Origin of the sequence: Micromonospora sp. KLBMP9576 (genome assembly GCF_050941805.1) — a bacterium.
Lineage (GTDB): Bacteria > Actinomycetota > Actinomycetes > Mycobacteriales > Micromonosporaceae > Micromonospora.
Genome location: NZ_CP194567.1, coordinates 1,382,902 through 1,399,346 on the forward strand (window position 1 = coordinate 1,382,902; position 16,445 = coordinate 1,399,346).

General features: G+C 75.5%; 5 protein-coding genes. 2 read left to right on the forward strand and 3 right to left on the reverse strand.

Annotation, left to right across the window (positions count from 1 at the left end; all coding sequences use genetic code 11):
- Positions 1 to 9: 9 nt before the first annotated feature.
- Together ACQ452_RS06310 and ACQ452_RS06315 are read left to right on the forward strand one after the other, a co-directional pair.
- On the forward strand, positions 10 to 9,288 hold the full coding sequence (locus ACQ452_RS06310; protein WP_433390869.1) for a type I polyketide synthase: 9,279 nt from the start codon (positions 10 to 12) through the stop codon (positions 9,286 to 9,288).
- Positions 9,289 to 9,320: 32 nt separating this feature from the next.
- The gene (locus tag ACQ452_RS06315) at positions 9,321 to 10,517 is read left to right on the forward strand and encodes an alpha-hydroxy acid oxidase (protein ID WP_433390872.1); all 1,197 of its coding nucleotides are present in this window, start codon (positions 9,321 to 9,323) and stop codon (positions 10,515 to 10,517) included.
- A 113-nt stretch (positions 10,518 to 10,630) separates the two neighbouring features.
- Here ACQ452_RS06315 and ACQ452_RS06320 read toward each other — a convergent pair whose 3' ends face one another.
- From ACQ452_RS06320 to ACQ452_RS06330, 3 genes are read right to left on the reverse strand one after another with little or no spacing between them, the layout of a single operon-like run.
- Positions 10,631 to 11,626, reverse strand: a complete 996-nt coding sequence (locus tag ACQ452_RS06320) for a TauD/TfdA family dioxygenase (protein WP_433390875.1) — start codon at positions 11,624 to 11,626, stop codon at positions 10,631 to 10,633.
- Between the two features lie 50 nt (positions 11,627 to 11,676).
- Entirely contained in the window at positions 11,677 to 14,652 is a 2,976-nt protein-coding gene (locus ACQ452_RS06325; RefSeq protein WP_433390878.1) for a condensation domain-containing protein, read from the reverse strand.
- On the reverse strand, positions 14,649 to 16,445 hold the full coding sequence (locus tag ACQ452_RS06330) for a non-ribosomal peptide synthetase (protein ID WP_433390881.1): 1,797 nt from the start codon (positions 16,443 to 16,445) through the stop codon (positions 14,649 to 14,651). Before ACQ452_RS06330 ends, ACQ452_RS06325 begins: the two co-directional genes overlap by 4 nt.

Below are 16,445 nucleotides of genomic sequence, written 5' to 3' on the forward strand. Positions count from 1 at the left end.
GGGCTACTGATGGCGAACGAAGAGCAGCTTGTCGAGTACCTCCGGCGCGTGACGGCGGACCTGCACGAGACGCGGCGCAAGCTGCGTACGGCCACGGAGCGGGAGCCGATCGCCATCGTCGGCATCGGCTGCCGCTTCCCCGGCGGCGTCCGCTCCGCCGACGAGCTGTGGGAGTTGGTGGCGGCCGGCGGGGACGGCACCACCGACTTCCCCACCGACCGGGGCTGGGACCTCGACGACCTGTTCGACCCGGACAGCGGCACCGGCACCAGCTACGTGCGGCGGGGCGGTTTCATCCCCGAGGCCACCGACTTCGACGCGGCCTTCTTCGGCATCAGCCCGCGGGAGGCCCTGGCGATGGACCCCCAGCAGCGGATGATGCTGGAGGCGGCGTGGGAGGCGTTCGAGCACGCCGGCGTCGACCCGCACGGACTGCGGGGCAGCCGGACCGGCGTGTTCGTCGGCGCGAACAGCGCGGAGTACCTGACGGCCATGCAGCGCAACCCGGACGCGCTCGTCGGCTACACGATGACCGGTGTCGCGGGCAGCGTGGTCTCCGGGCGGGTGTCGTACGCGCTGGGGCTGGAAGGCCCGGCGGTCACCGTCGACACCGCCTGCTCGTCGTCGCTGGTGGCGATGCACGTGGCCGCGCACGCGCTGCGCAGCGGCGACTGCGACCTGGCCCTGGCGGGCGGTGTGTGCGTCATCTCCACGCCCGGCACGTTCGTGGAGTTCTCCAGCCAGAAGGGGCTCGCGGCGGACGGGCGGGTGAAGGCGTTCGCCTCCGCGGCGGACGGCACGGCGTTCGGCGAGGGCGTCGGCGTACTCGTGCTGGAGAAGCTCTCCGACGCGCGCCGTAACGGGCACCAGGTGCTGGCCGTGGTGCGCGGCTCGGCGGTCAACTCCGACGGTGCGTCGAACGGCCTCACGGCGCCGAACGGGCCGTCGCAGCAGCGGGTCATCCGCGCCGCGCTGGCCGACGCCGGGCTGTCCCACGCCGAGGTGGACGCGGTCGAGGCGCACGGTACGGGCACCACGCTGGGCGACCCCGTGGAGGCGCAGGCGCTGCTCGCGACGTACGGGCAGGACCGCGACCGGCCGCTGTGGCTGGGGTCGGTGAAGTCGAACCTGGGGCACACCCAGGCCGCCGCGGGCGTCGCGGGCGTCATCAAGATGATCATGGCGATGCGGCACGAGATGCTGCCCCGCACGCTGCACGTCGACGAGCCGTCGCACCACGTGGACTGGACCGAGGGTGCGGTCCGGCTCCTCGACGAGCCGGTGCCGTGGCCGCGGGGCGAGACGCCGCGACGCGCGGGCATCTCGTCGTTCGGCATCTCCGGCACCAATGCCCACCTGGTGATCGAGGAGGCGCCGGCGGTCGGTCCCGACGAGACCGGCGCCGCCGTCGAGGGCCCCACCGCGTGGGTGCTGTCGGCGAAGACCGAGGCGGCGCTGCGCGAGCAGGCGGTCCGGCTGCGCGCGCACCTGGGCGACGACGTCGCGGCGCACGCCGTGGCGCACGCGCTCGGCACGACCCGGGCCCGCTTCGACCGCCGTGGCGTCCTCGTCGGGGACCGGGCCGAGCTGACCGCCGCCCTCGACGCGCTGGCGGACGGCGGGGCCGCCGGCAACCTCGTCACCGGCACCGCCGACGCCGGGGACCGCACCGCCTTCCTCTTCCCCGGCCAGGGTTCGCAGTGGCTCGGCATGGCCGCCGAACTGCTCGACACCTCGCCGGTCTTCGCCGAGCGCATGGCGCAGTGTGCCGCCGCCGTCGACAGGCACACCGACTGGTCGCTGCTCGACGTGCTGCGCGGCGTACCGGGTGCCGCCGCACTGGAGCGCGTCGACGTCGTACAGCCCGCGCTGTTCGCCATGATGGTGTCGCTGGCGGGGCTCTGGCGTGCGCACGGCGTGCAGCCCGGCGCGGTGGTCGGCCACTCGCAGGGCGAGATCGCCGCGGCCTGCGTGGCCGGCGCGCTCTCGCTCGAGGACGCCGCCCTCGTCGTGACCCTGCGCAGCCAGGCGATCGCCGCCCGGCTGGCCGGCCGGGGCGGCATGGTCTCCCTGCCCGAGACGGCGGCGAAGGTGGCCGGGCGGCTGCGACCCGGCCTGTGGGTCGCCGCCGTCAACGGCCCGTCCACGGTCGTCGTCTCCGGCGTGCCCGAGGCGCTCGACGCGCTGCTCGCCGAGTGCGAGCGCGACGGCGTACGCGCGAAGCGGATCGACGTCGACTACGCCTCGCACTCCGCCCACGTGGAGTCCATGCGCGACGAGCTGCTGCGGGTGCTGGCCCCCGTCCGGCCCCGGGCCAGCGACATCCCGTTCTACTCCACGGTCACCGGCGAGTTGATCGACACCACGGAGCTGGTCGCCGAGTACTGGTACCGCAACCTGCGGCAGACCGTCGAGTTCGAGCAGACCGTACGCGGCGTGATCGCCGACGGCGTCACCTCCTTCGTCGAGGTCAGCTCACACCCGGTGCTCGTGCCCGCCGTGCAGGACCTGCTCGACGAGACCGGGGGTGGCTCGGTCGTCGGCACGCTGCGCCGCGACGACGGCGGGACCCGACGGTTCCTGCTGGCGCTGGGCCAGGCGCACACCCGGGGCGTACGGGTCGACTGGGCCACCCTGGTCGCGGCCCCCGCCCGCCCGATCGCCCTGCCGACGTACGCGTTCCAGCGGCAGTCGTACTGGCCCAGGGAGGTGGGCGCCCCCGTCGACGCCACCGGGCTGGGCCTCGGTTCCACGGGGCATCCGCTGCTCGGTGCGACCGTGTCGCTCGCGGGCGCCGACGGGGTGCTGCTGACGGGGCGGCTGTCGACCTCCGCGCACCCGTGGCTCGCCGACCATCGCGTGGCCGGCCGGATCTTCCTGCCCGGCACGGCCTTCGTCGAGTTGGCGGTGCGCGCCGGCGACGAGGTCGGCGCCGGCACGGTCGAGGAGCTGACGCTCGAGGCGCCCCTCGTCGTACCGGAGCGGGGCGCCGTCCAGGTCCAGCTCCGCGTCGGCGAGCCGGACGCCGCCGGCGCCCGGCGGGTGACCATCCACTCGCGGCCCGACGGCGACGGCGCCTGGACGTCGCACGCGTCCGGCACCCTCGGCGTCGCCGCGCCGGGCGCCGCCGACCGCGCCGCCGTCGAGAGCTGGCCGCCTCCGGGCGCCGAGGCGGTGGACACCGGCGAGCTGTACGACCGGTTCGCGGCGCTCGACGTCACCTACGGGCCCGCGTTCGGTGGCCTGGGCGCGGTGTGGCGACGCGGCGACGAGCTGTTCGCCGAGGTCGTCGCACCCGACGCGGCCGACGTGGCGGGGTTCGGCCTGCACCCGGCCGTGCTGGACGCGGCGCTGCACCCGCTCGGCCTGGGCGTGTTCACCGAGGACGACGGCGGGGGCGGGCCGTGGCTGCCGTTCGCCTGGCACGGCGTGACGCTGCACGCCACTGGGGCCGCCCGGCTCCGGGTCGCGATCCGGCCCACGGGACCGAACGCCGTCACGGTGCGCGTGGCCGACCACACCGGCGGGCCCGTCGCCACGATCGGCACGTTGGCCGTCCGCCGGTTGCCCGCGGGGGCGCTCGCCGAACTGACCAACCCGCGCCACCCGGCGATGCACCGGCTCGACTGGGTGCCGGTGCCCGTGGGCGACGGCGCCGCCACGGTCGCGGTCGTCGGTGGCGAACTGCCCGGAGCCGTCGCGTACGACAGCCTCGCCGCGATCACCGAGGTACCCGACTACGTGGTCCTGCCGGTCACCCCCGACGGCGACGACCTGGTCGGGGCCACCTACCGGGCGGTGGAGCGCGCCCTCGCCGCCGCCCAGGAGTGGCTCGCCGAGCAGCGCTTCGGCGCCGCCCGCCTGGTCGTCCTGACCGAGGGGGCCACGGACGCGACCGAACCCGCGCTCGCCGCCGTGTGGGGCCTGCTGCGCTCGGCGCAGTCCGAGAATCCCGACCGGTTCGTCCTCGTCGACGTGGCGGGGGATCAGTGGGCGGCGAACCTCGTGCCCGCGCTGCGTACCGGTGAGCCGCAACTCGCCCTGCGCGCCGGCGACGTGCTCGCGCCCCGTCTCGCCCGGGTGACCGGGCAGCCGGGCACGGCACCGCCACTGACCGGCACGGTCCTCGTCACCGGGGCGTCGGGCACGCTCGGCGGCCTCGTCGCCCGGCACCTCGTCGCGCGGCACGGCGTCCGTCGGCTCGTGCTCGCCGGCCGGCGCGGCAGGACCGGCGACCTGGCGACGCTGCACGACGAGCTCAGCGCCGGCGGTGTCCACGTGACGGTGGCCGCCTGCGACGTCGCCGACCGGGAGGCGCTGGCCGCGCTCGTCGCCGAGCACCCACCCGCGGCGGTCGTGCACGTGGCGGGGGCCCTGGACGACGCGACGATCGCGTCGCTCACGCCGCAGCGGGTCGCCACCGCGCTGCGCCCCAAGGTCGACGCGCTCGTCAACCTGCACGAGCTGGTCGGCGACGTGAGCACCTTCGTCGTGTTCTCCTCGGCGGCGGGCGTCCTCGGCGGCCCCGGGCAGGGCAACTACGCGGCGGCGAACGCCTTCGTCGACGCGTTCGCCGCCCACCGGCGGGCACGCGGCCTGCCCGCCGTGTCGCTGGCCTGGGGCATGTGGGCGCAGCGCACCGGCCTCACCGGCGCGCTCGACGACGCCGACCTCGCCCGGATGCGGCGCTCCGGCGTACGGCCGCTGTCCACCGAGGACGGCCTGGCGCTCTTCGACGAGGCGCTCAGCGCGCCGGAGGCCGCCCTGGTGCCGATCCACCTGGACCTCGCGGCGCTGCGCGAGCAGGCCACCGGGGGCATGCTGCCCCCGGTGCTGCGCGGCCTGGTCCGCACCCCCGTGCGCCGCCACGTCTCCGCCGCCGACGCGGTCGCCTCCGATCTGGTCACGTCCCTCGCCGGCCGGGGCCCGGCGGAGCGCCGCAGGGAGCTGGTGGAAATCGTCCGTACGCAGGTCGCGGTCGTGCTCGGGCACGGCGGCGCCGACGCGGTCGGCGCGACGACGGCCTTCAAGGAGCTGGGCTTCGACTCGCTCACCGCCGTGGAGTTCCGCAACCGCCTCAACGCGGTGGTCGGCCTGCGGCTGCCCGTCACGCTGGTCTTCGACTACCCGAACCCCACGGTGCTCGCCGAGCACCTGGACGCGGAACTCTTCGCCGCCGGGCCGGCCGCCGACGTGGTGGTGGCCTCGTCCGACGGCACCGACGACCCGATCGTCATCGTCGGCATGGGCTGCCGCTTCCCCGGCGGCGCCACGTCCCCCGACAAGCTGTGGGACCTGGTGGCGGCGGGCGTCGACGCGGTGGCGGGCTTCCCGACGGACCGTGGCTGGGACCTCGACAACCTGGTCGACCCCGACCCGGACAAGCCCGGGCGCACCTACTGCGGGCAGGGCGCGTTCCTCTACGACGCGGCCTGGTTCGACGCCGAGTTCTTCGGCATCTCCCGCCGCGAGGCACTGGCCATGGACCCGCAGCAGCGGCTGTTCCTGGAGACCTCCTGGGAGGCCGTCGAGCGGGCCGGCATCGATCCCACCACCCTGCGTGGCAGCCGCACCGGCGTCTTCGCCGGCCTCATGTACCACGACTACACGGCGCACCTTCAGCACCTGGCCGCCGAACTCGACGGCTTCATCGGCACCGGCATCGCCGGTGGCGTGGTCTCGGGGCGGGTGTCGTACGCGTTGGGGCTGGAGGGCCCGGCGGTCACCGTCGACACGGCGTGCTCGTCGTCGCTGGTAACCCTGCACCTGGCCGCCCAGTCGCTGCGCCGGGGCGAGTGCACGCTCGCCCTGGCCGGTGGCGTGACCGTGCTCGCCACCCCCAACGCCTTCATCGACTTCAGCCGCCAGCGCGCGCTCGCGCCGGACGGCCGGTGCAAGTCGTTCGCCGCCGGGGCCGACGGAACCGGCTGGGGTGAGGGCGTCGGTGTGCTGGTGCTCGAAAGGCTGTCCGACGCGCGCCGTAACGATCACCCGGTGCTCGCCGTCGTGCGGGGCACCGCGGTCAACCAGGACGGCGCGAGCAACGGCATGACCGCGCCGAACGGCCCGTCGCAACAGCGCCTCATCCGGCAGGCGCTCGCCGAGGCGGGGCTCGGGCCGGCGGAGGTGGACGCCGTCGAGGCGCACGGCACCGGCACGACCCTCGGCGACCCGATCGAGGCCCGGTCGCTGATCGGCACGTACGGCCGGGACCGGGGCGGGCAGCCGCTCTGGGTCGGCTCGATCAAGTCGAACATCGGGCACACGCAGGCCGCCGCCGGTGTCGCCGGGGTGATCAAGATGGTGGAGGCGATGCGGCACGGCGTGCTGCCGGCGACACTGCACGTCGACGCGCCGTCGCCGCACGTGGACTGGGCGGACGGCGACGTGCGACTGCTGACCGAGGCGGTGCCGTGGCCGGAGACGGGGCGGCCCCGCCGCGCCGGGGTCTCCTCGTTCGGCATCTCCGGCACCAACGCGCACGCGATCATCGAGCAGGCGCCGGACGCCGTGGTGCCCGGCTCGACGTTCCCGGTGCCGGTGGTGCCGCTCGTGGTGTCCGGCCGGGACCAGGCCGCGCTGCGTGACCAGGCGGCCCGGCTCGCGGCCCACCTCACCGCCGACGTGTCCGTGGCGGACGTGGGCCTCTCGCTCGCCACGACCCGTACGGCCCTGCGGCACCGGGCGGCGGTGGTGGGCGCGGACCTGGACGGGTTGCGGGCCGGCCTGGCCGCGTTGTCGCGCGGCGAGGACGTCGCCACGGTGGTGGCGGGCGTCGCGGACACCGCCGGGGCGACGGCCGTGCTCTTCACCGGCCAGGGCGCGCAGCGGATCGGCATGGGCCGGGACCTGATGGCGTTCCCCACGTTCGCGCGCGCCTTCGACGAGGTGTGCGTCGAGCTGGACCGGCACCTGGACCGGCCGCTGCGTGAGGTCCTCGACACCGACGAGGTGCACCGGACCGGTTACACGCAGCCCGCCCTGTTCGCCGTCGAGGTGGCGCTGAGCGCGCTGTTCGGGTCCTGGGGCGTGACGCCGGACTTCCTCGCCGGTCACTCGGTCGGCGAGCTGACGGCCGCGTACGTGGCGGGGGTCTTCTCGCTGGCCGACGCCGCGCGACTGGTCGTCGCCCGGGGCCGGTTGATGCAGGCGCTGCCCGAGGGCGGCGTGATGGTGGCGGTGCGGGCCGGCGCGGACGAGGTGACGCCGCTGCTGTCGGCCCGGGTGGCCCTCGCCGCCGTCAACGGCCCCGCCTCCGTGGTGCTGTCCGGCGAGGAGGCCGCCACCCTGGCGGTCGCCGGGGAGCTGGCCAGCCGGGGCCACCGGACCAGACGGCTCACCGTTTCCCACGCGTTCCACTCGCCCCTGATGGACCCGATGCTCCAGGAGTTCCGGGCGGTCGCCGAGTCCGTCGTCCACCACCCGCCCAGGATCCCGGTGCTCTCCACCGTCACCGGGGACCTCGCGGAGCTGACGCCCGGGTACTGGGTGGACCAGGTGCGGGCGACGGTGCGGTTCGCCGACGCCGTCGGCGCGTTGGCCGCGCGCGGCGTACGCACGTTCCTGGAACTCGGTCCGGACGCGGTGCTCACCGCGCTGGGCCGCGAGTGTGTGGCGGGGGCGGAGTTCGTTCCCGCGCAGCGCGCCGACCGGGACGGTCCGGCCGGGGCGGCCGAGGCGCTGGCCCGCCTGCACAGCCGTGGCGTCGCCGTGGACTGGGCGGCCTTCTTCGCCGGCGCCCGCCGGGTCGACCTGCCGTCGTACGCCTTCCAGCGCACCCGCCTGTGGCCGGACGCGCCCACCGCCGCCGCCCCCGGCGACGACCTGTGGGCCGCCGTCGAGCGCGACGACCTGGGCGCGCTGCTGGGCCTGGACGACACCGCCTCCCTGAAGGAGGTCGTGGCGGCCCTGTCGACGTGGCGGCGCGGGCCGGTGCCCGGCCACCAGGTGCGGTGGTGCCCGGTGGCGGAGCTGCCGGTGGCCGCGCTCCAGGGCGTCTGGCTGGTGCCCGAGGGCACCGACCGGATCGGCGAGGCCCTGACCCGGTGCGGCGCCGACGTGCGCGTGTACCGCGACGGCACGGCGGACGCCCTGCTCGACCTCGTGCCGGACCGCATCGCGGCGGGGGTGCTGACGACGCCGACCGGACCCGCCCCGGCGGCCCTGCTCGCGGCGCTCGAGGAGGCCCGCCTCGACACGCCGGTGTGGTGCCTGACGCGCGGCGCCGTCGCGGTCACGCCCGCCGAGCGGGTCACCGACGTGGCCGGCGCGGCGGCGTGGGGCTTCGGCCGGGCCGCCGCCGTGGCGACACCGCGTGCCTGGGGTGGGGTCGTCGACCTGCCGCCGACGCTGGACGAGCGTGCCCTCGCGGCGCTGTGTGCCCTGCTCAGTAGGGGCGCGGACGAGGACCAGGTGGCGCTGCGCCCGGCGGGCGTGTTCGCGCGCCGGCTCCTGCCGGCCGCCGCGCCGGCCGGCGAGCCGTGGGAGGTGACCGGCACGGTGGCCGTGCGGGGCGGTCCGGCGGCGGACCGGATCGCCGCGCTGCTGGCGGCCGCGGGCGCGACGGTCACCGCGGACATCGCGGACACCGTGGTGGTCACCAGCGACGCCCGGGACGCGGTGGCGACCGCGCTCGCCGTCGAGGCGGACCGGCTCGTGCTCGTCCACACCGTCGACGAGGTGTTCGGGACCGGGGGAGACACCGAGGTCGCCGCCGTGTTCGAGGGGATCGCCCACCAGCGCGACGCGGTGGTGTCGCTCGCCGTGGGCCCGGAGTTCACCGTCGAGCAGCTCGCCGCCGCCGTCGGCGCGGGCGGGGCCGGCCGCGTCGTGGCCGCCGTCGACTGGCCCTCGTTCGTCCCCGGGTACACCCGGTTCCGGTCCAGCCCGCTGCTGCGGGACCTGCCCGAGGCGATGCGGCACGTCACGCCGCCCGCCGACGACGTGCCGCACGTCGACACCCCCGCCGCGCTGCGCACGCTGCTCGACGGGGCCGACGAGGCCGGGACGCGGGAGGTGCTGTCCCACGTGGTGCGGACCCAGGCCGCGTTCACGCTCGGCCTGCCGTCGGCCGCCGACGTCGAGGAGCACGTGGAGTTCCTCGACATCGGGTTCTCCTCCCTCACCGCCGTCGAACTGCGGCGCAGGCTCGAAGCCCTCACCGGGCTGGAGCTGACCGCCGCCCTCGTCTACGACCACCCCACGCCCGCCGAGGTCGTCGAGGAGTTGCTCGTCCAGCGGGCTCTCGTCCGCCTGGAGAACGACATCCCCGCCCCGACAGCGGCATAGGCGCGCTCCCCGTCAGGAAGGAAACGCCCCCCATGGCCAAGCCGGCCCGGATGAAGTCCCTGCTCAGACCGCCGAAGATCGCCTGGAATCCGACGGAGCGCAGGCTGTTGCGCGCCGCGGGCATCGACGACCTCCGGCTCCTCGCCCGCAACCAGGTGCCCCGCATGGTGTTCGACTACACCGACGGGGCCGCGGACAGCGAGCGCAGCCTCACCCGGGCCCGGGAGACCTTCGCGAACCTGGAGTTCCAACCCTCGGTGCTGCGGGACGTGTCCGTGGTGGACACCAGCCGCACGGTGCTCGGCAAGCGGTCCAGGCTGCCGTTCGCCCTCGCGCCGGTCGGGTTCGCCCGGGTGATGCACGCCGAGGGCGAGCCGGCGGTCGCCTCGGTCGCGCAGCAGTTCGGCATCCCGTACTCGCTGTCGACGCTGGCCACGACATCGATGGCGGACGTCGCCGCCGCCGCGCCGCAGGGCCGGCACTGGTTCCAGCTCTACTTCGCCGAGGACCGCGCGCTGGTCAAGGAACTGCTCGCGCAGGCGGCGGAGGCGGGCTTCGACACGGTGCTGCTCACCCTGGACACGCCCATCTCGGTGCCGCGCCGGCGCGACATCCGCAACGGGCTGACGATCCCGCCGTCGATGAGCCTCGGCACGTTCGCCGAGGCGTGCCTGCACCCGGGCTGGTGGTTGCGGCAGATCAGGGCCGGCACGCCGTCGCCCCAGGTGCTCGCCGCGACCGGCGGGTCCGCGTCCGACATGATCAAACGGGTGTTCAACCCGCGCCTGAGCATCGAGGACGTCGAGTGGCTGCGCGGTGCGTGGTCGGGCAAGCTCGTCGCCAAGGGCGTGCAGAGCGTCGCCGACGCCAAGCGGGTCGCGGACGTCGGCGTCGACGGAGTGTGGCTGTCCACGCACGGCGGGCGCAAGCTCGACCGGGCCCCCGTGCCGGTCGAGCTGCTGCCGCACGTGGTCGACGAGGTCGGCGAGCGCGTCGAGGTGCTCGTCGACACCGGGATCACCTCCGGGGCGGACATCGTCGCCGCGATCGCGCTGGGCGCCACCGCCGCCGTGGTGGGCCGGGCCTACCAGTACGGGCTGATGGCCGGTGGCCGTCGTGGCGTCGTCACGGCCATGGAGATCCTGAGCAGGGAGATCGAGGTCACCATGAAGCTGCTCGGGGTCACCTCCCTGGACCAGCTCGACCGCTCCCACGTCAGGTTCCGCTGACGCGGACGGCCGGCAACCTGGTCTGTTGACGCGGCGCGAGGGCGGGACGGCTGACGCCGCCCCGCCCTCGCCTGGACCTGGCCGGCACCACTGTCGAAGCCGGTGCCGTCCGCTCAGTTTCCGCTGGTCAGGACATTCCCGTCGGCCGGGCGCAGGGCCCGGGATCGGCGGAAGTCGCGGTGCACGAAGATCCGCTGAAGCCACCGGTCGCGGCCGTCGTAGCGGGGGGTGAACTCGGTCCGGCCGTGCAGGGCCAGCCGGTTGTCGACGAACGCGAGGTCACCGGGTTGCAGGATGATCGTCCTGCGTACGGCACGCAGCGCGTCGCCGAGCATCGACAGGGCCTGGGTGGCCTCGGGGTCGAGGGGGAACGAGCTCTCGAAGTCGACCCGCACGTCCGGGTCCTCGAAGCTGCCGCTGAGGATGCCGTGCGGTTCCGGCGCGCCGCGCAGGTCGCCGAACGACGCCGGCGGCTCCGTGACGAACCGCGGCTCGTGCAGCACCTCGCGGGCCTGCTCGGTGAGCAGGGGCAGCGCGTTGCGGATCGACGTCACGCGCAACCCGGCCACGTTGTCGTGGTCGTTGCGCAGGCAGTGCAGGCCGACGTAGTCCGGGCGGTAGACGTGGAAGGCGTTCTCCACGTGCATGGAGAGCGCCACCGAGCCCGCGTTGCCCTGGAACTTCTCCATGCCCGGCACCGGCACGACGTCCTGCACCAGCGCGCCGCTCTTCTCCTCGCGGAAGGCGATGAGTTCCCCGAGTTGCAGCCCGAGCAGCACCTGCGCGGCGGCGGGCACGGTGGACTCCCGCTGCGCGGAGCCGGCGACGGTGGGCGTGGCGGGCAGTTCGTCGGCGGCCACGGGCAGGTTGCGCACCAGCAGCACGGCGTCGGGCCCGGGATCCCAGGCGAAGCGCCGCACCATCTGGCGCAGCCGTACGGGCAGGTTGCTGGACAGTTCGCGGGCCGTGGCGAGCCAGGTGGCGGCGTCGACCAGGCCCGGCGGCCGGCCCGCCAGGTAACGGGCGATCGTGTCGACCTCGACGTTCTCCTCTGCGGTCAGTGTGATCATGCGGTCGGTACCGCGGGCGGGCTGGACGTCGACGGTCACGCCTGCCTCCTATGCTGAGGTTCGAAACGGTGTGGGGGTTGAGCGAACGGTCAGTCGTCGTCCTCGTCGTCGTCCCAGAACGCGTCCCGCAGGTGCTCCGCGAGCTGCCGCGGCGTCGGGTTGGCGAACAGGTCGGCGAGTTGGACGGGCAGTCCCAGATCGGTTCGCACCCGCTGCACGAGCTGGGCGCCCAACAGCGAGTGGCCACCGCTGACGAAGAAGTTCGAGTCCGCGTGCAGGCCCGGCCGGTCGAGCATCCCGGTCCAGATCCCGACGAGGGCGACGGTCGTCTCGTCCGGCGGTTCGACGTCGGCGGGCGCCCGCGTCGCGGCGAGCGGGACGAGGGCCGCGCGGTCCACGGTGCCGGCCACGGTGACCGGCAACCGGTCCAGCACCACCAGTTCGGGCGCGAACGGCAGGGCCGCGCGGGAGTGCTCGCGCAGCCGCTCCGCCACGTCGGGCTTGCGGGACTCGACGAACGCGACGACCGTGGCGTCGCGCCCCTCGACGGCGGCGACCGCCTCCACGTCCGGGTGGGCGGCGAGGACGGACTCGACGTCGGCCAGGTGGATCCGCTGGCCGGCGACCCGCACCTGGGCCGACAGCGGGCCGACGACGTCGACCCGGCCGTCCGGCAGCAGCCGCGCGAGGTCCCTGGTGCGGTGGAACCGCCCGTGCGTCGGGTGCTCGCCGAACCGGGCGGCGGTCAGCTCCGGCCGGCCGTGGTAGCCGGCGGCCAGGGTGTCGCCCGCGACGCACAGCTCGCCGCGTACGCCGATGCCCAGCTCGTGCCCGGTGCCGGGCTCGGTGACGAACACGGGGGCCGCCGGGCGGACCCCCGCCCCGTCCCGCGCGTCGCCGAACGCGGCGTACCCGGCGACGCCGGGCGTGGTGTATCCGTGGTGCAGGGCGCAGCCGGTGGCGCGTAGCTGCGCCGCCAGCGGGCCGGGCAGTGGTTCGTGGGCCACCAGGGCGGCGCGGCCCGCGAGCCCGGCGCCCGCCTGCTCGACCACGTCGCGCCACACCGCCGGTGGCGCCTGCACCACGTCCACCCCGTGCCGGCGCACCAGCTCGGCGAGCGCGTGGCCGTCGGCGCGGGCCCGGTCGGGGGCGACGACGACCCGACCGCCGGTGCTCAGCGCGACCAGCAGCTCCGTCAGCGCCGCGTCCGTGGCGGAACTGCTCAGCCACGAGGTGACGACCGGCCCGGTGCCGACCCGCTCGGCGAGGCGCGCGACGGCGCCGGCCAGGGCCCGGTGGGTGACTGTCACCGCGAGCGGCGCGGGCGTGTCGAGCTGGTATGCCAGGTAGGCCACGGCGTCGAGGTCGGGGCCGGACGGCGCGTCGGCGCGGGAGCCGTCGCCGCCGGCGGGGATGCGCACCGCGCCGGGCACGGGGAGGCCCTCGGCGGCCAGCACCGGCGCGGCGGCCGAGTCGGCCAGCCGCGCGGCGAGGTCGGGGATCGGCTGGGCCGGGTCGAGCAGGACGCAACGCGCGCCCGCCAGCCACGCCCCGAGCCACGCCGCGGCAAGCTGGGCGCCGCGCGGCGCCAGCACGGCGACCGTGCTGCCGCCCGAGGCCGCGACCAGGTCCCGGGTGGCGAGCGCCGCCGACCACAACTGGCCGTACGTGACGGCGTCCGTGCCGTCCCGCACCGCGACGAGATCCGGGTTCGTCGCGACCGTCGCGTGCACGGCGTCGAGGAGGGACCTCGTCGCGGCCGTGGATGGCGCCGACGCCGGCAGGGCGAGGTCGCTCGCGCCCCGGCGGGACAGCTCCGCGACCGGCCGCTGCAGGTCCGCACCGAGCTGCACGAGCAGGGCGTCGTAGCGTTCCAGCAGCAGCACCACGTCGGCCGCGTCGAAGGCGTCGACGCAGAACGCCGCGCGCACGGTGGTCGAGTCCTCGCCCGGCATGACGAAGAACTCCAGGTCGAAGCGGCTGTAGCCGTTCTCCACCAGCACGTGGCGCAGGGGCATCCCGGTCAGCGTGAGCGAGGCGTCAACGCCGCCTGGCACGTAGTTGAACAGGTGCCGGAAGAACGAGCTGCGCCAGGACGACGGCGCGTCGCCGAGCACGGCGGGGGAGACGTGCTCCAGCGGCACGTCGGCGTGGCTGATCGCCTCCAGGAAGGTGCTGCGGGTCTGCTTGACGACGGCGCGGAAGTCGGCCGCCGGGTCGAGGCGCACCCGCAGCGGCACCAGGTTCGCGTGGTAGCCGATCGCGTTCATGCCGCGCTGGTCGCGGACGTTCACCGGGGTGCCGATGACCACGTCGGAGCCCGCGCCGTGCTGGGCGAGCAGCACCGAGTACGCCGCGAGCAGCACGACCGCCTCGGAGGCGCGCAGCTCGCGCTGGAAGCGGCGCACCACGGCGCGGGCCGGCGCGGAGAGTTCGTGGTGGACGGTCCGGGCGCGCAGGGACGAGGCCCCCACGGGCGGCCGGGCACACCACAGCCCCGCCTCGGCTGGCCGCAGCCCGTCGAGGTTCCGGCGCCAGTATGCGAGGCTGCGCTCGTCCGGCGCGCGCTCCGCGAGCACGGCCACCGGGGATTCGTCCGGCCGGCCCCCCGCCGCGACCGTCTCGTAGGCGACGAGCAGCTCGCGGAGCAGGATCGTGGTCGACATGGCGTCGAAGATCAGGTGGTGCACGACGACGCAGCACACGTCCCCGTCGGCTCCGGCGCGGACGCCGGCCCGCACCAGAGGGCTGCCGTCGATCGCGAACGGCTCGGCGGCGAACGCGGTCAGGTCGGCGTCCCGCCCGGCGTCCCCGGTCGCGACCTCCAGCACGGGCACGTCGACGGCGTCGCGTACCTCCCGGGTCAGGTTCGCGTCGTCGGCGCGGAACACGGTGCGCAGCACCTCGTGGCGGGCGAGCACCGCCCGCAGCGCCGCCGCGAACGACGCGCGGTCGATCCGGCCGGTCACCTCGAAGGCGACCGCCACGTTGTTGACCCCGGTGCCCGGCACCAGCCGCTCGAGCAGCCACATGGCTGCTTGCTTCCTGCTGGCCGCGATGCTCATGCCCAGTCGTCCCCTCGGTCGGTGTCGGCGCACACCTCGGCGAGTCGCGCCACGGTCCGGTTCTCCAGCACGTCGCGCAGGGACAGCGTGAGCCCCCGCCGGCGTGCCTCGTTGACGAGCTGGGCGGCGCCGAGACTGGTGCCGCCCCGGACGAAGAAGTCGTCGTCGACGCCGATGGTGGCCACCGCGGTGTAGGTGGCGAAGAGTTCGCACAGCAGCGCCTGCAACTCGTCGGCGGGGGCCCGCCCGCCCACGCTCGCCGCGGCCTCCGGCGGCGGCAGGGCCGCCGCGTCGAGCTTGCCGTTGACGGTCAGCGGCAGCGCCGCGAGGCTCACCACGGCGGCCGGCACCATGTAGTCGGGCAGGGTCTGGGCGAGGTCCTTGCGTAGCTGCCGCGCGTCGACGCCCGCGCCCGCGGCGGGCACCACGTACGCGACGAGCTGCTTGACCTCCGGCGTGTCCGTGCGGATCACCACCGCCGCGTGCCGCACCTCCGGGCGGCGCAGCAGCGCCGCCTCGATCTCGCCCAGCTCGATGCGGTAGCCGCGGATCTTGGCCTGGTTGTCGGCCCGCCCGCAGAACTCGTACTCGCCGTCGGCGGTGGGCCGGACCCGGTCGCCGGAGCGGTACATGCGCGAGCCGGGCGGGCCGTACGGGTCGGGCAGGAAACGCTCGGCGGTCAGCCCCGGCCGGCCCAGGTAGCCCCGGGCCAGTTGCGTCCCGGCGATGTGCAGCTCGCCGATGTCGCCGGGGGCGACGGGCCGCAGCTCCTCGTCGAGCACGTGGAAACGCACGCCGGGCATGGGCTGGCCGATGGGCAACGGCCCCGGCGGCACCGGCTGGTCCGGTTCGATGACCACCGTGCTGCACCCCACGGTCGTCTCCGTCGGCCCGTACTCGTTGATCATCCGCGCGCCGGGGTGCCGGCGGCGCCAGGCGTCGACGGTCTCGCCGAGCAGCAGCTCGCCGCCGGCCATCAGCTCCCCGGTCGGGGACGCCTCGGCGGGCAGCGCGGTGAGCAGCGGGATGTGCGAGGGCGTCACCTTGACAAAGGTCGGCCGCTGCTGCCCGTGCGGTCCCGCGGCCGGCGTGCCCATCTCCTCAAGGGCGCCGACGTGCACGCAGCCGCCCGTCATCAGGGGCGCGTAGAACGCGGTGACCGTCAGGTCGAACGAGAACGAGGAGTGCAGCAGCGCCCGGCCCCGCACGCCCGGGTACGCCGCCACGACGTGGCGCAGGTACGTGCCGAGCTGCCGGTGCTCGATCACCACGCCCTTCGGGCTGCCGGTGGAGCCGGAGGTGTAGATGACGTAGGCGGCGTTGGCGGGGCGCAGCGGGGCGAGCCGGTCGGCGTCGGTGACGTCGGTGTCGGGCTGCCCGGCGTACGCGTCCGGCTCGTCGAGCAGGAGCCGGGGCGCCTCGGACGCCGGCACCGCGTGCCGGTCGTCGGCGGTGCTCAGCAGCAGCATGGGCCGCGCGTCGGTGAGCATGTGCTCGAGCCGCTGCGGCGGGTAGCCGAGGTCCAGTGGCAGGTAGGCCGCCCCCGCCTTGAGGGTGGCGAGCGCGGCCACCACCAGGCGCGCGGAGCGCATCCCGATCGCGACGAGCCGCTCCGGGCCCGCGCCGAGCGACACCAGCCGGTGCGCGAGCCGGTTGGTCTCGGCGTTCAGCTCGGCGTACGTCATCCGGTGCTCGCCCCACACGACGGCGTCGGCCTCCGGGGTGCGCCGCACCTGCTCCGCGAACAGGTCGGGAAAGAGCGCGGGCCCGCGGCCCGCCCGGCTCGGCGCCAC